The sequence below is a fragment of the Arthrobacter sp. fls2-241-R2A-200 genome (genome assembly GCF_030209745.1).
Taxonomy (GTDB): Bacteria; Actinomycetota; Actinomycetes; order Actinomycetales; family Micrococcaceae; genus Arthrobacter.
The window spans coordinates 119,983-141,161 of sequence record NZ_JARVRJ010000001.1; the positions used below are offsets into that span (position 1 = coordinate 119,983).

14 protein-coding genes are annotated in these 21,179 nt (G+C 62.3%); 12 read left to right on the forward strand and 2 right to left on the reverse strand.

The genetic code is table 11. The features are described 5' to 3' along the window. Positions 1 to 196 precede the first annotated feature (196 nt). A complete protein-coding gene (locus tag QRN42_RS00580) occupies positions 197 to 772 on the forward strand; it encodes a helix-turn-helix domain-containing protein (protein ID WP_284974203.1) in 576 nt (191 codons plus the stop codon). An 8-nt stretch (positions 773 to 780) separates the two neighbouring features. Here the strand turns inward: QRN42_RS00580 and QRN42_RS00585 are convergent, their stop codons facing one another. Beyond that, entirely contained in the window at positions 781 to 2,754 is a 1,974-nt protein-coding gene (locus QRN42_RS00585; RefSeq protein WP_284977535.1) for an APC family permease, read from the reverse strand. 239 nt (positions 2,755 to 2,993) lie between these two features. On the opposite strand from QRN42_RS00585, the gene speB reads away from it, so the two are divergent. The 11 genes from speB to QRN42_RS00640 all read left to right on the forward strand — a co-directional run bounded on the left by speB (position 2,994) and on the right by QRN42_RS00640 (position 19,438). Beyond that, on the forward strand, positions 2,994 to 4,094 hold the full coding sequence (speB, locus tag QRN42_RS00590; RefSeq protein ID WP_284977536.1) for an agmatinase: 1,101 nt from the start codon (positions 2,994 to 2,996) through the stop codon (positions 4,092 to 4,094). Beyond that, positions 4,091 to 5,803, forward strand: coding sequence for a thiamine pyrophosphate-binding protein (locus QRN42_RS00595; RefSeq protein ID WP_284977537.1), 1,713 nt, complete (start codon positions 4,091 to 4,093; stop codon positions 5,801 to 5,803). Before speB ends, QRN42_RS00595 begins: the two co-directional genes overlap by 4 nt. Positions 5,804 to 5,938: 135 nt before the next feature. Further along, positions 5,939 to 6,421: a MarR family winged helix-turn-helix transcriptional regulator gene (locus tag QRN42_RS00600; protein WP_284977538.1), complete on the forward strand. Its 483-nt coding sequence runs from the start codon at positions 5,939 to 5,941 to the stop codon at positions 6,419 to 6,421. 72 nt (positions 6,422 to 6,493) lie between these two features. Further along, positions 6,494 to 8,497 carry an MFS transporter gene (locus tag QRN42_RS00605; RefSeq protein WP_502869472.1) on the forward strand — a complete coding sequence of 668 codons (2,004 nt, stop codon included), beginning with the start codon at positions 6,494 to 6,496 and terminating at the stop codon, positions 8,495 to 8,497. 207 nt (positions 8,498 to 8,704) lie between these two features. Beyond that, positions 8,705 to 10,438, forward strand: a complete 1,734-nt coding sequence (locus tag QRN42_RS00610; protein WP_284977540.1) for an ABC transporter ATP-binding protein — start codon at positions 8,705 to 8,707, stop codon at positions 10,436 to 10,438. After that, the gene (locus QRN42_RS00615; protein ID WP_284977541.1) at positions 10,435 to 12,513 is read left to right on the forward strand and encodes an ABC transporter ATP-binding protein; all 2,079 of its coding nucleotides are present in this window, start codon (positions 10,435 to 10,437) and stop codon (positions 12,511 to 12,513) included. Before QRN42_RS00610 ends, QRN42_RS00615 begins: the two co-directional genes overlap by 4 nt. A gap of 59 nt (positions 12,514 to 12,572) precedes the next feature. Continuing rightward, entirely contained in the window at positions 12,573 to 12,989 is a 417-nt protein-coding gene (locus tag QRN42_RS00620) for an acyl-CoA thioesterase (RefSeq protein ID WP_284977542.1), read from the forward strand. A 63-nt stretch (positions 12,990 to 13,052) separates the two neighbouring features. Next, a complete protein-coding gene (locus tag QRN42_RS00625) occupies positions 13,053 to 13,844 on the forward strand; it encodes a copper homeostasis protein CutC (RefSeq protein ID WP_284977543.1) in 792 nt (263 codons plus the stop codon). After that, on the forward strand, positions 13,844 to 15,850 hold the full coding sequence (locus QRN42_RS00630; protein ID WP_284977544.1) for a DUF5107 domain-containing protein: 2,007 nt from the start codon (positions 13,844 to 13,846) through the stop codon (positions 15,848 to 15,850). The genes QRN42_RS00625 and QRN42_RS00630 overlap by 1 nt, the downstream gene beginning before the upstream one ends. Positions 15,851 to 15,957: 107 nt before the next feature. Further along, positions 15,958 to 18,189, forward strand: coding sequence for an McrB family protein (locus tag QRN42_RS00635; RefSeq protein ID WP_284977545.1), 2,232 nt, complete (start codon positions 15,958 to 15,960; stop codon positions 18,187 to 18,189). A 37-nt stretch (positions 18,190 to 18,226) separates the two neighbouring features. After that, positions 18,227 to 19,438 carry a 5-methylcytosine restriction system specificity protein McrC gene (locus QRN42_RS00640; RefSeq protein ID WP_284977841.1) on the forward strand — a complete coding sequence of 404 codons (1,212 nt, stop codon included), beginning with the start codon at positions 18,227 to 18,229 and terminating at the stop codon, positions 19,436 to 19,438. Here QRN42_RS00640 and QRN42_RS00645 read toward each other — a convergent pair. Further along, the gene (locus tag QRN42_RS00645) at positions 19,435 to 21,105 is read right to left on the reverse strand and encodes a sensor histidine kinase (protein WP_284977546.1); all 1,671 of its coding nucleotides are present in this window, start codon (positions 21,103 to 21,105) and stop codon (positions 19,435 to 19,437) included. The two genes, QRN42_RS00640 and QRN42_RS00645, sit on opposite strands and share 4 nt — an antisense overlap. Positions 21,106 to 21,179 lie beyond the last annotated feature (74 nt).

The window sequence follows — 21,179 nt, forward strand, 5'->3', positions numbered from 1 at the left end:
GGGTGGGTCTCCGTGCGGGCGAGGGGGGAGTGGCTGAATGCCTAGCAGTCAACACTTGTTGCCTGTGAGGATATGTTGTGACGGGCGCAACAGTCAAGCAAGGGCCTCCAGCTGCCCGGCAGGCGACTCCCGCGGACCGATCCGGCTACTATTGCTCCAATGAATGGGCCGGAGTGCAGGCCTGAAAGGTTCGTGAATGAAGGCTCTTCCCGTTGAACCGAGCAACGTACCTGTTGCCATAGGTTCCAGAATCCGTGCTGCCCGCCAGGCCCAGCGCCTCACCATCGAACAAGTGGCAGACGCCACCGGCCTCACCAAGGGTTTCCTGAGCCGCGTGGAGCGCGACCTGACGTCGCCGTCTGTCGCGTCCCTCGTGACACTGTGCCAAGTCCTGTCCGTCTCTGTAGGCGATCTCTTCATTGCCCCTGAGACCCACCTGACCAGGCGAAACGACGGCCCCCGGATTTCGCTCGGGGGCCAGGGTATCGTGGAACGGCTCTTGACCGCCCGCTCGGAACGCCGCCTGCAAATACTCCAAGCCACCATCGAACCGCGTGGGCGTGGTGAGAGCGAGTTGTACGCGGTGGATTGCGATGTCGACGTGCTGCATGTGGTCAAAGGCCGGATCAAACTCGTCCTGACCAACGAGGAGTACGACCTCGAGGAAGGGGACACTCTTTCATTCCCCGGGCGGGAGCCACACACCTGGATCAACCCGACAGACCACCCGGTCGAGGTGCTCTGGGTTCTTGTGCCTGCGGCGAGCCGGTAGCGCGTCCCTTAGCCCACGTGGACCCAGGGGCGCCGGGTGATGTCCGGTTCCGCTTCCCGCAACACTTCGCGGGTGACTGGCGCGATCTCGCCTTCTCCGAAGAACAGGAACCTACTCAAGTTGGAGATGGGATTCCCCTCAGTCCAGCGGAAATAGATGTGAGGCATGAATCCGGTGACGTCCCGGATGTGCAGCAGGACCGCGGCCACGGTGTTGGGAACGTTGTTGCTGTGGACCTCGAGGATTTTGAAGCCGAACCGCTCTTTGCCCACCACCTGGAGCTCCTGCTCAAAGTCGGAACTGTCGTCCACGATGACCTCGATGAACAAAACTTCGCTGTCCACGGGCAGGTGGTTGGCCTGTTGGGCGTGCTGGAGTTTTTCCCTGTATCTGTTGGCACTGAGGCGTTTCGGTTCGTGGGCGATGATGCGCACGGGACCATCAGCGTTCTCTGCCGTGAATTCCAACGCTTTCTGGTCCATCTTGATGTAGGTGGCACGCAGTTCGAAAGCCCGCCGGATACGGGATACAAAGCTCACCACCATGATTCCCAGGATGAACAAAGCGGCGATCTTCAAGCCGTCCGGGCGTTCAATGGAGTTGACCACGGTGGTGTAGACAAATGCCACGGAAACGATCCCAAAGCCTATGACTTGTCCCCGCTGCTTCTTGCGCCGGGCGGACAGCGTCACGGCAATGGAGGCAGAAGTGATCAGCACCAACACTCCCGTGGCGTAGGCGCCACCCTGCGCGTTAACGTCGGCTTTGAAGATCAGCGTGACCACAAAAGCGATGACGGTGAAGACGAGCACCAAGGGGCGCAATGCCCGGGCCCACGCGGGAGCCATTCCATATCGCGGCAGGTACCTCGGCACGAGGTTCAGCAGTCCGGCCATGGCAGAGGCGCCGGCAAACCACAAGATGGCAATGGTGCTGACGTCGTACACGGTCCCGAATCCGTCGCCCAAATACTTGTGCGCAAGGTAGGCCAGTGCGCGGCCGTCCGCCTTTCCGCCGGCGTCGAACTCCGCAGCGGGGATCAGCATCACGGTGGTGAAACTGGACGTGATCAGGAACGTACTCATGATGATGGCCGCCGTGGTCAAGAGTTTGTGGGCACCCTTGATCCGGCCTGCAGGATTGGCCTCTGTGTCGGCGTCGTGTCCCTTGATTTGGGGCATCACGGCAACGCCGGTCTCGAAGCCGGAAAGACCCAGGGCAAGTCGTGGGAACACGAGCAGCGCCAAAGCAAGCATCATGATCGGGTCACCGTGTGAGGTAGTGAGGCCCGTCCACCAGTCCGGAATGACTCGGGAGTCACTGAATACGTGACCGATGGATACGCCCACCACCACGAGGTTCAGGGTGAGGAAAAGGCCAACCAGGACGACGGCGACATTGATGGCTTCCTTGAATCCGCGCAGGAAGACGATACCCAGCCCGGCAATCAAAGCGAGCGTGATGACCACCTGCTGGCCTTCGAGGAAGTCCGGCGCGAATGGATTCTCGATGAGGTGGGCGGTGGCGTCGGCGGCGGAAAGCGTGATGGTGATCATGAAGTCCGTGGCGGCGAAGCCGAGCAGCGCCAGGACGAACAGCTTGCCACTCCAGCGGGGGAGCAGGCGCTCCAACATCGCAATGGAGCCTTCTCCCCGGGGACTCTCCTTGGCCACCCGCCGGTATACGGGCAGGGCGCCCGCCAACGTGGCAATGACCAGGAGAAGCGTCGCCAGCGGGGACAGGAGGCCGGCAGCCAATGCCGCGATGGCAGGCTGATAGCCGAGTGTGGAGAAGTAGTCCAGGCCGGTGAGGCACATGACTTTCCACCAGGCTTGGGGCTTGTGCGACTCCGCAGGGCGGCCGTGTGGACCTTGCCGCTTGCCCGAGGTTTCCGGCATTCCTTCCAGCAGCCACGATTTGAGGTTGAAGGGAAGCTTTGGCCCGTTGGCCGGATCGGCCGGAGGCCTCGTCAGCGTAGTCACATGGTCCTTTCGTGCAGCAGTGTGCTGCTTCCGCTAGGAGCGTATGGCTGCCGCCGACGTCGAACGGCCGTTTTTTATGGAATCTTTACGTCGTGTGTGAGCGGGATCTCATGTGTTTCACGGGACTGTGTTTGGGGCTGTCTTTGTAAACAACTGATGCATCCTACGAAACTTTGAGTGTATGATGGGTGTCACAGAGAACTGATCCCATTCACCGATCCACTAAGGAGTGGCGCACTTTGGAAGAGCTCCGCATTGAGGCCAACGGCAACCTCGGCCCTATCGATTCATCCCGCATTCCGCGCTACGCAGGTGCTGCCACCTACGCCCGGTTGCCGCGTTTGGACCAGGTCTCCAAGGCCGACGTCACAGTAGTCGGCGTTCCTTTCGACTCCGGCGTTTCCTACCGCCCGGGCGCCCGCTTCGGCGCCAACCACGTACGCGAAGCCAGCCGGTTGCTGCGCCCGTACAACCCGGCGTGGGACGTCAGCCCCTTCGAAAACATCCAAGTCGCCGACGCCGGTGACATGGCGGTAAACCCGTTCAATATCAACGAGGCCATCGAGACCATCCAGCAAAACGCCTTGGACCTTACGGCAAAGGGAAGCAAGCTGGTCACGCTCGGTGGCGATCACACTATTGCCCTTCCGTTGCTGAGGGCCGCTGCCGAGCGCGCTGGAGAACCCATCGCCATGCTGCACTTCGATGCGCACTTGGACACCTGGGACACCTATTTCGGTGCTGAGTACACGCACGGGACTCCGTTCCGTCGCGCCGTCGAAGAAGGAATCCTGGACACGGAGGCCATCAGCCACGTGGGCACCCGCGGCCCCCTTTATGGCAAGAAAGACCTCGACGACGATCACCGCTTCGGCTTCGGCATCGTCACCTCGGCCGACGTCTACTACCAGGGCGTGCTCGAGACGGTCGCAAAGATCCGTGACCGTATCGGCAACCGCCCCCTGTACATTTCGGTGGACATCGACGTCCTGGACCCCGCCCACGCACCGGGAACCGGCACCCCTGAGGCCGGCGGCATCAGCAGCCGCGAGCTGCTGGAGATCATCCGCGGCTTCCGCGGCATGAACCTGGTGGGTGCGGACATCGTGGAAGTCGCCCCGGCATACGATCACGCAGAAATCACCGGTGTGGCGGGCAGCCACGTTGCGTACGAGCTCGTGACCCTTATGGCGGACAACGCAGTGGAAGGCGATCGGCACGGCGCACCCAACGGGTACGCACAGCAGGCTCTGGGCGCCCGCATCGAAGAATTCGCGCAGGCATCCGCGGCGCAGGCCGGCGCAGCGCGCGCTTCCGCAAACGGGGCCGAGCAGCGATGATCGACGTCGATCCCACAGCGGCAGCGGCGGCCAACGGAGCGTCGGGGACCGGCCAGCGCAATGGTGGGGACCTCGTCGTCGAAACCCTTGAGGCACTCGGTGCCAAGACCGTCTTCGGGATTCCGGGCCAGCACGCGCTGGGACTCTTCGACGCGATGGGCCGCGGCAACCTGCACTTTGTCTCTTCCCGGGTGGAGAACAACTCCGCCTTCGCCGCTGACGGCTACTCGCGCGCCACCGGCGAAGTCGGTGTGCTGTTCCTGTCCACCGGCCCGGGTGCGTTGACGTCCCTGGCCGGTCTGCAGGAGGCCTATGCAACGGGCGTTCCCATGGTGGTAGTGGCGAGCCAGATCCCCCTGGATGGCCTCGGTGCGCGCCGGAAGGGCATGCTCCACCAGCTCGATGACCAGAAGGCCTCGGCTGCGAACGTCACCAAGAGCCAGCGGTTGATCCAGCATGCCTCCGGAATCCCGTCAGCCATCCAGGACGCTTGGACCGAGGCGATCTCCTCGCCGCAGGGTCCGGTGTGGATCGAAATTCCCCAGAATGTACTGCTGGACCCGATCGTCGTTCCGCCCGTTGAGGACGCGCTCGCCGAAGCCTTCGACAACCCGCCGCGAGTCGAGCTGATCCGCGAGGCCGTCAAGTGGCTCTCGACGGCGGAACGTCCGGCCATCATTGCCGGCGGCGGCACACGTCGCGGCCGGGCGGAGAAGTCCTTGCTCTCCATCGCTGAGCAACTGCGCGCTCCGGTCATCTGCACGCCGGGTGGAAATGGGGCGTTCCCTTGGACCCATGAGCTGTCCCTGCAGTCCTGGATCGAGGACCGCTACATGACCGACGTGCTTGAAGATGCCGACGTGCTGGTGGTCATCGGATCGTCCTTGGGTGAAGTAACGTCCAACTACTTCACATTCGAACCCCGCGGCCGCATCATCCAGATCGACGCCGAGCCGCGCGTCCTGGAGTCCAACCGGCCAGGTTTGGGTATCCGCGCCGACGCCGGCCAGGCTCTTGCAGCGTTGGACGAAGCCCTGTCCCAGGCAGGTCCGGGGGACCGGTCGTTGCGTTCATGGCATGGCACGACGCCGGAAGACCTCACCAAAGAGACGCTGGCAAAGGTCCGGGCCCGCCTCGAATCACAGGATCTGGCCAAGGAACTGAAGTTCATGGCCGATATCCGCGAGGCTGTTCCGGCTGACATGCAAACGTTCTGGGACATGACCATCTCCGCATATTGGGGCTGGAGTTGCTGGGATGCCCGGCAGGGTCAGTTCCACTCCGCCCAAGGTGCCGGCGGCCTGGGTTACGGTTTTCCGGCGGCCATCGGCGGCGCGGTGGGATTGGAAACCACAGGCAAGCCGAGCAGGGTGCTGGCGGTGTCCGGCGATGGATCGTCCATGTACTCCATCTCCGAACTTGCCACCGCCAAGCAGCACAACATCCCGGTCACCTGGCTGATTGTGGACGACGGCGGCTACGGCATCCTCCGTGAGTACATGGTGGGAGCCTTCGGGAAAGCCACAGCCACCGAGCTGGCCCGCCCGGACTTCGTCAAACTTGCCGAGTCCTTCGGAGTCCCGGCGCGCCGTGTCGCACCAGAGGACGTCGGGGACGCGCTTAAGGCGTCCTTTGACGCCGATGGACCCAACGTCGTCGTCGTCGAGACGCTCCTGAAGATGTTCGGTCCCACGCATTTGGGCGACTAGCTTCGTCCCCAGCCAGCCCCCGTACGGATGTTCCGTGCGGGGGCTGGCCCATTTTTAGCTTCCTCTTCTTTAGTTTCCCAAAGCAATCATTTTAAGCTATGGTTGCTTAGGGCAAATAAAAAAGGGGTATTGGCAATGTCTGTCGGATCTGCCACGGCAACCGATTTGGTACATCAAATTTTCGATCTGCAGCGGACTCTGCGCTGCGTGGTGATGGCGCATCAGTCCAAGGCTGGCGACGTCGGAATGGCGATCCAAGGCGTGATGCGGTTCATCGGCGAAGGGGAAACCCGCGCCACCCAACTCGCTGCGCGCCTGGGCGTCAGCCCGCCGGTGTTGAGCAGGCATATAGCAGAGCTGGAAGACCTCGGCTTCGTCACCAGGCGACCGGATCCCGCTGACGGCAGGGCCCAGCTTCTCGCGTTGACGGAAGAGGGCGCCGCCAAACTCCGTGATTTCGAGGAACAACGCAGTGTCAGGGTGCGGGATTACTTGGGCGACTGGAGCGAGGAAGACGCCAGGGACGCATCCGAGGTTCTGCAGAAACTGACCGATTCACTCAAAGATTCAATCCGGGCAACGGCGGCCGGTTCCACTACGACGAACTACACAGTTTAGGAGCCCGGAATGGCTAAACCATCAACTCACACCCCCGCGGCGGCGGCCGCTGCGGTGGGCACTGCCGCGCCCATGACGCACCGCCAAATCATGGAGGCATTGACCGGTCTCCTGGCAGCCTTCTTTACGGCAATCCTGAGCAGCACCATCGTGTCCAACGCGCTGCCCACCATCATGTCCGAGCTCAAGGGCACGCAGACGGACTTTGCCTGGGTTATCACTGCCGCCCTCTTGGCGAACGCTGCCACCACTCCCATCTGGGGCAAGCTTGCCGACCTGTTCGACAAGAAGCTCCTGGTGCAGTTGAGCATCGTTATTTTTGTCGCCGGTTCGGTCATGGCGGGCCTTTCCCAGACCATTCCGCTTTTGCTGACCGCCCGCGTCATCCAAGGCGTGGCACTGGGTGGCCTCACCGCGTTGGCCCAAGCCATCATCGGTTCCATGATTCCGCCAAGGGATCGCGGTAAGTACTCCGGATACATGGGCGCGGTCATGGCTGTTGGTACAGCCGGTGGTCCTTTGCTCGGTGGTTTCATTGTCGATAGTCCGCTCGGATGGCGCTGGACGTTCTTCGTCTGCGTCCCGCTTGCCGTCGTCGCGCTTATCCTGCTCCAGGTGACCCTGAAGATCGAGCACATCAGGCGGCCCGCAAAGATCGACTGGCTCGGCTCCATCTTGCTGACTTCAGGCGTGAGCCTGCTCCTCATTTGGGTTTCCTTCGCTGGCAACCCGGACTACTACGACTGGATCTCCTGGCAATCCGCCCTCATGGTCGGCGGCGGCGTGGTGCTGTTGGGCCTCTTGGTTCTTGTGGAAACCAAGGTTGCCCAGCCGATCATCCCGTTGAAGATCATCTCGGAGCGCACCACGGCACTGGCTATCGTCGCTTCGATTGCCGTGGGTATCGCCATGTTCGGCTCCTCCACCTTCCTGGGTCAGTATTACCAGGTTGCCCGCGGTGCCACGCCTACTGAGGCAGGCCTGCTGACGCTTCCGATGATCGCTGGGAACCTGGTCGGTTCGGTCGCATCCGGCATCCTGATCAGCCGATTCGGAAAGTGGAAGCGGTTCCTGATCGCCGGATCCGTCTTGCTGGTGGGTGGCCTCGCCTTCGCCGGCACTTTGGATCACACCACGGCTCTGTGGCTGGTGGCCATCTACATCGGAGTCTTCGGCCTGGGCCTTGGCATGCTGATGCAGAACCTGGTCCTTGCCGTGCAGAACACCGTCCAGGCCAAGGACATTGGAACGGCCAGTGCTTCGGTTGCTTTCTTCCGCTCTGTCGGCGGCGCGATCGGCGTATCAGTCCTCGGTGCCGTCATGGCCAACCACGTCAAGGACTTGGCGGTCAGCGGGATGGCCAAGGCCGGGATCCCGGTGCAGGGTGGTGGTGGGGCCTCCGGCTCCAGCATGGACCTGACGGACATGCCGGCTCCGATCCGCGACATCATGCGTGCAGCCTATGGTGACGCGACTGCACAGATCTTCATGATTTCCGCGATCATCGCCGTGCTTGCCTTCGTGTCCGTGCTGCTGATCAAGGAACGCCCGCTCCGCCGGACCGTTGACGCCACCCCGGACAAGGGACTCATCGCCACGGCATCCGCCGAGGCCGCGATGTCCGTGGATACCGCGTCGATGGACGCAGTGAAGCTGGGCGACACTGAGGAAGCTCCCGACGCCGTCGAACGTCCGACGTCGAAACGCCCGCTTTCCCGGACGGCACCGCGCGAGTCCGCTCCAGCCGACGGGCCGGACCTCGACTTGGAGTTTGCCCGGATCCTCACCCAGGAACGGCCAGGCAGTGCGGGGGACGTGAGGGAGTTGCAGGAGCAACTGTCCAGGACGCAGTATGTCCTCGCTGAGCAGCAGCTGCAGTTGAGCCGGGCAAACGTTGAACTGCAGGCGCGCCTGCGGGAGCAGCAAGCCATGGCCGAACAGCAGGCCCGCACCGCAGCCGAGCTCGCGGCAATCCGCAAGGAACTCAAGCGCGAGCGTAAGCAACAGGAGCGTATGGCCCTTCTGCTCCTGCAGGGAGTGGAAGCCCGCTCCGATCACGGCAAGCACGCAGGCTAACTTCGATGCACATCAAAGCGCCGGCTGGGATTCCAGCCGGCGCTTTTGTTGTGTCCAGAGACTTAAATACTCCGCAGGGATGATCTTTTGCCGTGGTTGTTTCGCCGCGGCAAGGGATTTCGTAGAGTGGGGAGGCTAATAGTGTCAGCCCTTGCTGCAAAACTCTCTTTTACTTCATTCACGCACTCTTTCTAAGGACCCGTGGGCATGCTTGTCACCCTTATACGGCGGTATTCCAAGCCGTATTTGCCGCAGATAGTGGCCGTCCTCATTTTTCAGTTGGCGTCCACCATCGCCACGCTCTATCTCCCCAGCCTCAACGCCAAAATCATCGATGAAGGAGTGTCCAGGGGGGACACCGATTTCATTTGGCGTACCGGGGCGCTCATGCTCGCTGTGGCCCTCGGACAAGTCGTTTCGGCCATCATCGCGGTCTATTTCGGTGCAAAGACCGCAATGGCGATCGGCCGCGACCTGCGCCGCGGTGTCTACCGCCAGGTCAGCAGCTTCTCGGCGCAGGACGTGAACCGCTTCGGTGCCCCAACCCTCATTACGCGCGGCACCAATGATGTCCAGCAAGTACAAATGCTGGTGCTGATGGGCCTGAACTTCATGGTCTCAACCCCCATCATGTGCGTTGGCGGCATCATCATGGCCCTGCGCGAAGACCTCAGCCTTTCCTGGCTGGTCTGGGTGTCCGTGCCCGTCTTGGTGGCCGTGGTGGGATACCTCGTGGTCCGCCTTATGCCGCTGTTCCGCTCCATGCAGAAAAAGATTGATGCCATCAACGGTGTGCTCCGGGAGCAGATCATCGGCATCCGGGTTGTGCGCGCGTTCGTCCGCGAACCTTATGAGGTCAAGCGATTCGGCGATGCCAACCAGGACCTCACAGCAGTTTCGGTCAAGATCGGCAACCTGTTCGTCCTGATGTTCCCGGCTATCGGCATGATCCTGCACCTGTCCACGGCTGCCGTGCTGTGGTTCGGCGGCCACCGTGTTGATTCGGGAGCCATGCAGGTCGGTTCCTTGACGGCGTTCCTCCAGTACCTGTTGCAGATCCTGATGGCCGTCATGATGGGTACGTTCATGGCCATGATGATCCCGCGCGCATCGGTCTGTGCGGACCGCATTGGTGAGGTCCTCGACGTCGAGCCTTCCATCCACAACCCGGTCTCGCCGGTGGTTCCTGCCGAGAAGAAGGGCCGCGTTGAGTTCCGCGACGTTACCTTCAAATACCCTGGTGCGGAAGCGCCGGTTCTGAGCAACGTCTCGTTCACCGCTGAGCCCGGCAAGACGCTGGCCATCATCGGCTCCACCGGTGCAGGGAAAACCACCTTGGTGTCCCTGCTGCCGCGGCTCTATGACGTCGCTTCCGGCCAAGTACTGCTCGACGGCGTGCCGGTCACCGACCTTGATGCATCCGAGATCACCAGCCGGGTGGCCGCTGTGCCGCAGCGGCCGTACCTGTTCTCCGGCACCATTGAGCACAATCTCCGATTCGGCAAGCCGGACGCCACGGACGCAGAACTGTGGGAAGCACTGGAAACCGCGCAGGCGAAAGGCTTCGTGGCGGAGAAGTCCTCCGGGTTGAACCGCCGCATCGCCCAGGGCGGCACCAACGTTTCCGGTGGCCAACGCCAGAGGCTCTCCATCGCCAGGGCTTTGGTGACCAAGCCGAACGTGTACTTGTTCGACGATTCGTTCTCGGCGCTGGACGTAGCTACCGATGCCCGCCTGCGGAAGGCCTTGAAAGCCAAGACGCAGGACTCCACGGTCATCATCGTGGCGCAGCGGGTCTCCACCATCGCCGACGCGGACGAAATCCTGGTGTTGGATAACGGCCGCATCGTGGACCGGGGAACACACGATGAACTGCTGGAGACATCGCCTACGTACCAGGAAATCGTTGAATCCCAGCTGAGCGTGGAGGAAGTGGCATGAGCGAGCAGAACCAGCAGAAGAAACGTGGCTGGGCTGCCAAGGCAGAGGCCGCGAAGAACGCCAAGGCGGCCGCCGTGGCGGAAACAGCAACCGAAACGCTTGACGACGACGACTTCGTCGAGGAGGAGTACGTTCCCTCAGAGGCCGACGGCGGCATGTTCGGTGACGTTCCCGCCAAGAAAGCCAAGGCCTTCTGGCCGTCCGCCAAACGCCTCATGGGTTTACTCAAGCCCGAAAGCACCGGCGTTTACACGGTGGTCGGCCTCGTGGTGGTCTCCGTGGTCCTCAACGTGATCGCTCCCAAGATCCTCGGCAACGCCATGGACGTTATTTTTGGTGGCGTCATGGGAAAGCAGCTTCCGCCGGGCGTCACTCAGACGCAATTCGCTGACCTGATGCGCCAGCAGGGCCAGAACAACTTCGCGGACATGGTCTCCAAGATGGAACTGACCAATGGAATCAACTTTTCCAAGCTGACATTCCTGATTTCGATCGTGCTTTTGATGTACTTCGTGGCCAACATCTTCATGTGGGCGCAAGGGTGGTTGCTCAACAGGATCGTCATGAGGGTCATCAAACGGCTCCGTAACGATGTCCAGGCCAAGCTCAACCGGTTGCCGCTGAACTACTTCGACACCCGTCAGCGTGGCGACATCCTTTCCCGGGTGACCAACGACGTCGACAACGTCCAGCAGGGCCTCCAGCAAGCGTTCTCGCAGTTGGTCAGCTCCGTGCTCACTGTGCTGGGCATCATCGTGATGATGTTTATCGTGTCCTGGGAGTTGGCACTCATTGCATTGGTGGCGCTACCGCTCTCCGGGATCGTGGCCGGCGTCATTGGCGCACGCAGCCAGAAGCTCTTCGCGGCGCAGTGGAAGAACACCGGAACCCTGAACGGCCAGATCGAGGAATCCTTCTCCGGCCACGACCTCGTCAAGGTCTTTGGCCGGGATGCCGACATGCTCGAGCGGTTCGATGAACGCAACGAGGCTCTTTACAAGGCGTCCTTTGGAGCGCAGTTCGTTTCCGGCGTGATTTTCCCGGCCATGAACTTCGTTTCCTACCTCGCTTACGTCGGCATTGCCGTGGTGGGTGGGCTGCGGGTCGCCTCCGGTTCCATGAGCCTTGGTGATGCGACGGCGTTCATCCAGTACTCGCGCGAGTTCACCCAGCCTCTCGGCCAGATTGCGGGCATGGCAAACATGCTGCAATCCGGGGTCGCCTCGGCGGAACGCGTCTTCGAATTCCTCGACGCGGATGAAGAGGTCGTGGAGACGGGAACCCGTCATTTGCCGGCGAAGACGGATGGACATGTGGAGTTCGAGCATGTCTCGTTCAGCTACGTCGCGGATAAGCCCCTCATCGAGGACCTGTCCTTCAGCGCAGAGCCGGGCCATACGGTGGCAATTGTCGGCCCCACGGGTGCCGGCAAGACCACCCTGGTGAACCTCGTGATGCGGTTCTACGAGCTCAACGCCGGCCGGATCACCCTTGACGGCGTGGACATCAAGGACCTGAGCCGGGCGGAACTGCGTTCCAAGGTGGGGATGGTGTTGCAGGACGCCTGGCTGTTCGGTGGGACCATCTACGACAACATCCGGTACGGCAACTTGGATGCCACCGAGGACCAGGTCATGGAGGCGGCCAGGGCCACCTACGTTGACCGCTTCGTCCGTGCCCTTCCGGATGGCTACCAGACCATCATCGATGAGGAAGGCAGCAACGTCAGCGCCGGTGAGAAGCAGCTCATCACCATCGCCCGCGCGTTCGTTTCCAACCCCTCCTTGCTCATCTTGGATGAAGCAACCAGCTCCGTGGACACCCGCACGGAATTGCTGCTGCAGAAGGCCATGGCAGCTTTGCGGACGGATCGGACGAGCTTCGTGATCGCCCACCGTCTCTCAACCATTCGCGACGCCGACACCATCCTGGTCATGGAAAACGGCAAGATCGTGGAGCAGGGCAACCATGCCGCGCTGTTGGCCCTCCAAGGTGCCTACTACCGCTTGTACATGTCTCAGTTTGCCGGTGAGGAAGACACGGCTGTGGACGACTCGACGGCGGTGCACAGCTGAGCACGTCCGCAGAACCCGGGCAGTCCGTGGCACCCCGGCGCATCGAGGTACTTGTACCTATGCGCTGGGGTGACATGGATGCCTACGGGCACATCAACAACGTTCAGATCGTGCGCATGTTGGAAGAGGCCCGTGTTGCCGCGTTCGGGCCGCCAAGTGGCGCAGGCTTGCCTGGGGCCGAGCCGCCCGCGGCGCTGTTCAACGACGTCGGACCCGGCGTCATGACCCTGGTTGTTGAGCACAAAGTCCGCTATGTGCGGACCTTGGAGTATCGCAATATTCCGGCCGTGGTAGAGATCTGGGTCGGGGCCATCAAAGGTGCCAGCTTCGATCTTCACTACGTCATCAAGGATCCGGTCACCAGGGAGGACTGCGTGAAGGCCACCACGCATTTGGCCTTCGTCAGCGAGGCCAGCGGCCGGGTCCTCAGGCTCACCCCGGAGCAAAAAGCCAAGCTGGAGGCGTACCGGGCATGAACCGCAGGGTGCATGGACTGTGAATCCCGTCCCCGTTAATCCATGTGCCCGTAGAGTTTCATTATGAAACTGGAAATCGCCGTGGTGAGCGCTACCGGAGCAGGGACTGCCGCATCAGAGGGCGCAGACCGGGTTGAGCTCTGCAGCAGCCTGGAACTTGGCGGAATTACCCCGAGCCAAGGGTTGATGGAGGCCAGCCTCGAACACGTCGATGGGCGGTTGGAGATCCATGCCTTGATCCGGTGCAGGCCCGGGGACTTCCGGTATTCCGCCTCGGATGTTGACACGATGGTCCACGAGACCCGTCACTTGCTGGCCCAAGGTGCCCATGGCGTGGTGTTTGGGGCACTGAGCGGCGAAGGGGACGTGGACCTCACAGCGACACGACGACTGGTGGATGCAGCGCGGGAGGCAAACCCGGACGCGCAGCTGACATTCCACCGGGCCATTGACCAAGCCAGGGACCCGCTTGCCGTGTTGGATGAGTTGCTGGCACTGGGGTTCACCAGGGTGCTGACGTCAGGGCATGAACCCAGTGCAGGTGCCGGCTTGCCCACCTTGGAGCGAATGGTTCAGCGCGCACATGGTGATGCGGAAATCATGGCCGGCGGCGGCCTGACACTGGAAGATATTCCGGCCATGCATGCCGCTGGCCTCGCAGCCGTCCACCTTTCAGCCAAGAAAGTGGTCTCCTCGCGGGCCGATTCTTCCGCCAGGGCCGATTCCTCCCCACATACAGGGAAGCCCATCGACGTCGGCAGTCACCGCTGGGATCCGACGGCATATACGGTCACCGACCGCCCGACCGTCCGCTCGGCGCGGGCGATTGTGAACGCCTTGCTGGTGCAACAGTGATGCGGACGCCTACCACTCCAGCCACGGCACGGGTAGAGCCCTCCAACCTCACTGTCACCACCATTTCGCTCACCATGGCGGACGTGGGACGGTCGAATCCGTTGCCCCCTGTGGCATCGGAGCTCCAGCAGTCCTACCTGGTGGGCGCCGGCGTCCCGGAAGAACTTCAGGCTTCAACCAGATACGGCGGGGTGCCCAACGTCTACCCTTATCTGACGCAGGATAGCTACACCCGGGAAGCCACGCCCCGTGAGGTGACCGCCGTCGTTCTTGAAAACAGCAAGCTCAAGGTGACGGTGTTGCCATCACTGGGCGGCAGAATATGGGAGTTGTTCGACAAAACGGCCGGTAAGCACCTTTTGCATACGCACCACTCGCCTCAAGTGGCCAACTTGGCGCTCCGGAACGCATGGTTTGCCGGCGGCCTGGAGTGGAATATCGGAACTCGGGGTCATTCACCCACCACGTGCGATCCGCTCCACGCTGCAATCGTCCACACCCCTGACGGAAAGCACATCCTGAGGTTGTGGGAGTATGAGCGGTTGCGTGAAGTGGTGTTCCAAGTGGACTTGTGGCTTCCCACGAACTCGGAGGTCCTGCTCGCGGCGGTGCGGATACGGAACCCGAATGATCACGAGGTTCCCATGTATTGGTGGAGCAATGCTGCGATCCCGGAGACGGACAGGAGCCGCGTGATCGCGCCTGCCGATGAAGCCTTTGGCAGCGACTACGCCGCTGCCATCACCCGTGTCCGCCCCACCGATCATGAAGGCTACGATGCCACCTGGTTGGTCAACAACCCACACGCCGCCGACTACTTCTTCGACATTGAGGGTTCGCAGCGGCGCTGGATCGTCGCAGCAGATGACGACGGCGACGGCTTGGCCATAATGTCGACAGGCATGTTGCGCGGCAGGAAGCTTTTTGTCTGGGGGCAGGGCCCTGGCGGTAAGCGCTGGCAGGAATGGCTCAGCCCCGGTGCTGGTCCCTATGCCGAAATCCAAGCGGGGCTCGCCCAAACACAATTCGAACACCTGGCTATGCCGGCCGGCGCCGAATGGGCGTGGGTGGAGGCCTACGGGAACGGCCACCTGGATCCGGAAACCTCACATGGCGTGGACTGGGATGCTGCGGTGGCGCATGCGGGTGAACGTCTCGAGCACCTGATGCCGCAGGCATACCTTGACGAGGCGCTCCCGGCGGCACTGCGGGACGGCGACGTGCCGCCGTCGAAAATGTTGTCGGTGGGAAGCGGCTGGGGCGTGGTGGAGCGGGCCCGCCGCCGGAAGACCGGCCGGGCGTGGATTGACGAGTCGGGCACGCCGTTCGTGAATGAGAGTGTGACCGGAGAGCAGCGCCCGTGGCTCGAGCTCCTCTCGGGGAAGGAGTTCGGCGAACGGCCGGACGTTGATGAACCAAGCTTTGTTGCCGGGGCTGATTGGGAGGAATTGCTGGCCAGCGCCGGCAACCAAGACAGCCCGGAAGCACAGTTTCACGTGGCCACCATGAAGCACGCGCGGCAGGAGCTGGCGGGCGCAATGGACGGGTATCGCGCGGTATTGGCGAACCGGCACGCCCGGGCCCGCACCACGGCACTCGCACACCGGGGATTGGGCCTGGCGATGATTGCTGCCAGTTTGGAGGGGCCGGAGGGTTTGGACGGGATGGAGGGGTTGGTCGAGCTCGTCAAGGGCGTCGAGGCGCACCCCTCACCGCTGCCACTGTTGATCGAAGCAATGACGCTGTGTATTCGCCACGGACACCCTCAGGCTGCCCTGGAACTGTTGGAGAAGAGCCCTGGGGCGGTGGCCGCCGTCGGGCGTTTGAAGTTCCTGAAAGCCGCGGCCCTTGCCGGGATCGGTGACGACGCCGGTGCTGCTGCCATACTGCGTGGGGGCGTCGAGATTCCGGACCTGCGCGAAGGCGAGGATGCGATCGCGCACCTTTGGGAACGGGTATGTCCGGGCGAGCCCGTGCCCGAAAACTACACGTTCGGGATGCGCTGAGGGAACGCCCTCAGAAAACCGGAGTAAGGAAGAAAGCTGCCCTGCCGGGCTCGTGAGCCTGTGGATAGCCGGATGCTTGGGTAAGCCAAACAAGGTAAGTTGTCAGGGTGACTCCCACCGCCAAACCTGACCTTGACCGCGCCCCCGGGATCTCCAAGGAGATCGAGGATGCAGCGTGGTTTGTGCTCGGTCCTGCGCTGCAGGGAAAACCTTCGGCGTTGGACGGCAGCACTCTGACGTGGACGGCCGAAGCCGCCGCGGAGTTACTCGAACGGCTGGAACGCGGGGTCGGGGATTCCAAAGCGCCCATGATGACCAACCTGCGCCAAAACCTGGAAGGCGCGTCCCGCGAGGCCAAGCTCCTGGCAGTGGAGTTGCTGTTCCTGCAGTCCTTGCCGCTGGCCCACGAGGTCAAGTCCCTCAGGGTGAAGCGGGCACGCGTCGCCGAGGCTGCGTCCTGGGTGGAGCCGCCAATTGAGCTTCCCGAGGAACTCTACGAAGGCTTGACGGACCACGGCGTCATCCGGGACCGCACCGCGGAGTTCAACTGGACCATCTGGGACCACCTGATGTGGCTTTGCCGCTTCGTCATCCATCTGGACACCCAAAGCACCGCAACCATCAACAAGGCCCTCGCGGACCCCCTGAAGTTCCACGAACTCGCCGCCGGCACCCCCGAGGACCAGCCCGCCCTGCGGCGCAGCATCGAGTATCTGGTGTGGCCCAGTTACTTTGAGCCGGTGGTGGCGGACGTTGAGCGCCAAGAGATCCGGGACGCTTTTGCCTCGCTGGTCGGCGGGGCCAAGGGTGACTCGGATGAGGACATTACCGCGGACATCCACAGGATCCGGCTGCACCTTGACGAGCAGGCCGGCCAGCGGATCGATTGGTACGACAGGCAGTTGGTCAGCCAGTGGCGCAAAGTAGGCGATCCCGGCCGCCGGTCCTGGCTTCTTCGGACCCACCACGACAACGCCGAGTTGCTCGCCGCCTGGGCAGCCGAGGAGAAGGCAACCCTGGACGTGGAACACCTGCGCTCGCTGTCGGCCGGTGTGACCGCCGGCGTGGTGCAACGTGCCGTTGACGAGGATTACAAGCACTTGGGTTACGTGGAGAGGGAGGACACCAAGACCGCGGTTTTCGCCTTCCTCACCGTCATGAAACCAGGGGACCTCACGCTGTACCAGCACGCCGGCCGCGTCCGCGTGGGCGTTGTGTTGGGCGAGCCGGAACACCAGGAGGACAACCGCGGCATCCGCCGCAAGGTCCGCTGGTTCGAGGACAGCTATGCCATCTCCGAACTCCCTCGCCACGCACAGAGGCAGCTCTCCACTCCGGGCATCATCGTGGACGTTACCCGGGTCATCCAGGCCCTGCAGGAACTGCTTCCTGTCGAGGCCGAAACCGACGGCGAGGAAGAGGTCCCGCCCACCGCCGTCGTCGAGGTTGTCCAGCAGGGTTTCCGTCCCCTGACGGAGGCGTTCGCCGAGTCCCTCCACATGGACCTGGAGCCCTTGCAGGAGATTGCGGAACTCCTTGAAGAGAACCGGCAGCTGGTCCTTTATGGTCCTCCCGGTACCGGAAAAACGTACTTGGCCAAGCACCTCGCGGCCGAGCTCGCGGGGGACAGCACCGATGAGCGTGTGAAGCTGGTGCAGTTCCATCCGTCTTACGCCTATGAGGATTTCTTCGAGGGTTACCGACCCGACCAGACCGACGACGGCCAGGTTTCCTTCAAGCTCGTTGCGGGCCCGCTTCGCCGCCTCGCGGAGGAGGCAGCCAAGCCGGAGAACGCGCACAAGCCCTACTTCCTGATCATCGACGAGATGAACCGGGCAAACCTGGCAAAAGTCTTCGGTGAGCTGTACTTCCTCCTTGAATACCGGGACGATCGCATCTACCTGCAGTACAGTCCCAACGAGCCCTTCAGCTTGCCGGACAACCTGTACATCATCGGCACCATGAACACCGCGGACCGATCCATTGCCATGATGGACGCCGCCATCCGCCGTCGCTTCGCCTTCATTGAACTCCATCCCAAAGTGGAACCGGTCCGGGGTTCCCTGCGCCGGTTCCTGCAGGCCCGCGGACTGGACACCCTCAACGCCGATCTCTTGGATGCGCTGAACGATGCCATCGATGATTGGGACCGCGACCTCATGATTGGGCCGTCCTATTTCATGAAGAACGCCGCGCAAAACCCCACAGGCTTGCGGCGGATCTGGAAATACGAGCTCATGCCGCTGCTCGAGGAGCACTATCACGGACAGTTGAACCGGGCGCAGTTGGAAGAACGCTTCGGCCTTGACCAGTTGCTGGGACGACTTGCGGCCCGCTGACCGCCGTCCTACGGGTGCAGCTCCCCGGCATGTGGTCATGGACGAGCTTTCCGGCGGCGTGGTGGACAAGGTCGATCCCGAGTCCGCGGCATTCATCAACGCCAGCGGCCTGGCCAAGGTTTCGCCCATCGGCATGGGTCTTTACCGCATTGAGCCGGTCGGAAAGGTCGGCTCCGTGCGGACCGCGTCGGTCCAACTTGAGGTTCGGCCCAAGGATCGGCTTGGCCTCAGCCGATTGCTCTTCCTACTCAGTTACGCCGGGGAGCAAGGATTCGGCGAGCACTTAGTAGAGGCAGCGGAGCACCCGGATTTATGGAGCGCGCTGGCCGAATCGCTGTCACAGCTGGCTGACAGGGCATTGAGCCGGGGAGTCTTGCAGGGTTATCTGACGGTGGAGGAGTCCCTGCGGAGGGTCAAGGGCCGCATCCGCATTTCAGACCAAATTTCGCGTCGCCCCGGGATGATGGTCCCGTTGGAAGTCTCCTATGACGAATTCACGGAGGACATCGCTGAGAACCGGATCCTCCGGGCCGCCCTGGAGCGGATGGGGCAAGTACCCGGAGTTCGTCCTGACGTCCTCAGCCGTTTACGCCAGCTCAAGGGAAAGCTCGACGCCGTCACCCGCCTTCAGTCCGGCGCACCCCTGCCGCCGTGGCGTGCCAGCCGCATGAACGCGCGGTACCACGCCGTGTTGCGGTTGGCCGAGGTCATCCTGCGGAATGCTTCGGCTGAGGCCGGAGTCGGCAAACAGCAGACTGCATCGTTCGTGGTGGACATGGGGCAGGTCTTCGAAGAGTTTGTGGGGACGGCCTTGCGCAGTGCCATGAGCGCCTACCCAGGTGAGATGCGGCTGCAGTACGGGGCCATCCTGAATGAGGCTGTGCGTGACTCGGACCGCCTGACGGTAAGGCCGGATGCGGTACATTTCCTCGGTGGCCGACCCGTGGTGGTCTACGACACAAAGTACAAGGCAGCCTCCGACGCGGGAGCCTCCGTAAGTGCCGACCACTACCAATTGCTGGCGTACTGCACAGCGCTCCGGGTACCCACCGCGTGGCTCGTTTACGCGGGGCCCGGGGAGATCAAATTGCGGCGCATCCTTAACACGGACATCGACATCGTGGAGTACCCGCTGGACCTGTCTAGGCCGCCGTCGGAGATCCTGGCAGCCCTGGCGGATCTCGCCGAACAGTCGTGGGGCGAGGTAGTCCGCCAAGCGGTAGCAGACCTCCCCGGGCAGGACGGCTAGGCCGGCACCTTCACCGTGAACGTGGTTCCCCGGCCGGGTTGGCTATCAAGGGTGATGGTACCGCCATGGGCCTCGACGATTGCCTTGCTGATGGGAAGGCCAAGGCCGACGCCGGGGATGGTGCTGTTGCGCACACCGCCCGCCCGGAAAAACTTGGTGAACGCCTCCGCCTGTTCATCATCGGTCATGCCCATCCCGGTGTCACTGACGCGGCAGAAGACGAAGTTCGAGTCCTCCCACGCCGCTACCTCAACGTCGCCGCCGTCGGGGGAGTACTTGATGGCATTGGAGACCAGGTTGTCCAGCACTTGTGCCATCCGCGAGGAGTCCACGTGTGCTTCCAGGGCGTCGGGGACGTCCATGGAGAGACGGATGCCGGCCTTCGCGGCGCGGGGCTCGGCGGATGTGACGCTGCCCCGCACCAGTTCGGCCACGTCCACGGCGTGCGGCTGGATGACGATGTGGCCGGAGCGCACTGACAACAGGTCTGAGACGAGGGTCAACAGGCGTTCTGCGTTGCGGCGGACGATGTTCAATTGGGCTTTGGCTGCAGCGTCGAGTCCATGGGGATCATCAAGGATGAGCTCAACATAACCCAGGATGGATGTCAGGGGAGTGCGGAACTCATGGGAGACGTTGGCAACAAAATCGTCTTTCGCCGCCAGTGCGTTGACCAGGTCCGTGACGTCGCTGAAGACCACCACCGAACCTGCGAACTTGCCGCCGTCGTCCGTCATGGGCCGGGCGCTCGCGGTGAAGGCGCGCTGGTCTTTGGCTGTGCCAATCCAGACCAGCTGATCGGTGAATCGTTCCCCAAGGACCGCTCGCCGCACCGGACGGCGATCTGCCGCCAAGGGTGAGGTCCTGTCCCGATCGAATATGAGCAGCTCCGCCTCGGCGGGATTCGGATTCCCTGGTGGGGCGGCCAGGGCATGTGTTTGGCGTTGCCTACGGTTCATGAGGATGTCCTGCCCGTCACTGTCGACGGCGACGACACCCAACGGGAGTGCCTCCATGACGGTGTTCAGGAGCCGTTCCTGCGTGGTGCTGACATCCAAGGCCTTCTTGAGTGCTGCATCCTTTTCTTTCAAAGCACGTTGCTGGCGCACCACGCTCAGGGTCAACACGCTGACCGAAATGCCAATGCCAAGCATCAGGATCGGGAACAGAAGGGGTTTGGTGATGTCTTGCTCGGTAAGGGCGCCGCGGACGAATAGCGGCACCCAAACTATTCCCAGCGGTCCGAGGAATGACATGAAGATTGCGAGCCTGGGGTAAAGACCGGACGCGCACAGCCAAATAACCGGCAGAACCACCAGGACACTGAGGCCGGTAATGGAATCCACCGACCCTTCGCGGGCGAATCCTATGGAGACCATGTCCAGGATCGGGATCGAAAGGAAGCTCGCATAGGGCAGGCGGTCCCATGGCAACAGCACGCAAAGGGCCAGGAGGATCGTCTGACTTAGCAGGTAGATGACGAACAGTTCATTATCCAGCGTGGCGGGGAAATACAGCCATACCAAAATGGCGGAAATACACACACAAACGGACAACGGCAATTGGCTGAGGACCACCCGTATCCGGAGCGAATGTTCGTGGAATGAGCGCTCGAACACCAAGAGTTTCTTCTTCTCGCTCATGTCCCACGGTGAGGGGTGGGTCATGGCAGGACCACAAAGGTTGCAGAAGAAGTTCGATTCATGAGATTAGCCTAACCATAATGGATATACTGCTGAGG

What these genes read in the sequence shown, in the direction of transcription:
- QRN42_RS00580 (WP_284974203.1), top strand. Translation starts at nt 197, where the DNA reads ATGAAGGCTCTTCCCGTTGAACCGAGCAACGTACCTGTTGCCATAGGT.
- QRN42_RS00595 (WP_284977537.1), top strand. Translation starts at nt 4,091, where the DNA reads ATGATCGACGTCGATCCCACAGCGGCAGCGGCGGCCAACGGAGCGTCG.
- QRN42_RS00600 (WP_284977538.1), top strand. Translation starts at nt 5,939, where the DNA reads ATGTCTGTCGGATCTGCCACGGCAACCGATTTGGTACATCAAATTTTC.
- QRN42_RS00605 (WP_502869472.1), top strand. Translation starts at nt 6,494, where the DNA reads ATGACGCACCGCCAAATCATGGAGGCATTGACCGGTCTCCTGGCAGCC.
- QRN42_RS00610 (WP_284977540.1), top strand. Translation starts at nt 8,705, where the DNA reads ATGCTTGTCACCCTTATACGGCGGTATTCCAAGCCGTATTTGCCGCAG.
- QRN42_RS00615 (WP_284977541.1), top strand. Translation starts at nt 10,435, where the DNA reads ATGAGCGAGCAGAACCAGCAGAAGAAACGTGGCTGGGCTGCCAAGGCA.
- QRN42_RS00620 (WP_284977542.1), top strand. Translation starts at nt 12,573, where the DNA reads ATGCGCTGGGGTGACATGGATGCCTACGGGCACATCAACAACGTTCAG.
- QRN42_RS00625 (WP_284977543.1), top strand. Translation starts at nt 13,053, where the DNA reads ATGAAACTGGAAATCGCCGTGGTGAGCGCTACCGGAGCAGGGACTGCC.
- QRN42_RS00630 (WP_284977544.1), top strand. Translation starts at nt 13,844, where the DNA reads ATGCGGACGCCTACCACTCCAGCCACGGCACGGGTAGAGCCCTCCAAC.
- QRN42_RS00640 (WP_284977841.1), top strand. Translation starts at nt 18,227, where the DNA reads ATGGACGAGCTTTCCGGCGGCGTGGTGGACAAGGTCGATCCCGAGTCC.
- QRN42_RS00645 (WP_284977546.1), bottom strand. Translation starts at nt 21,105, where the DNA reads ATGACCCACCCCTCACCGTGGGACATGAGCGAGAAGAAGAAACTCTTG.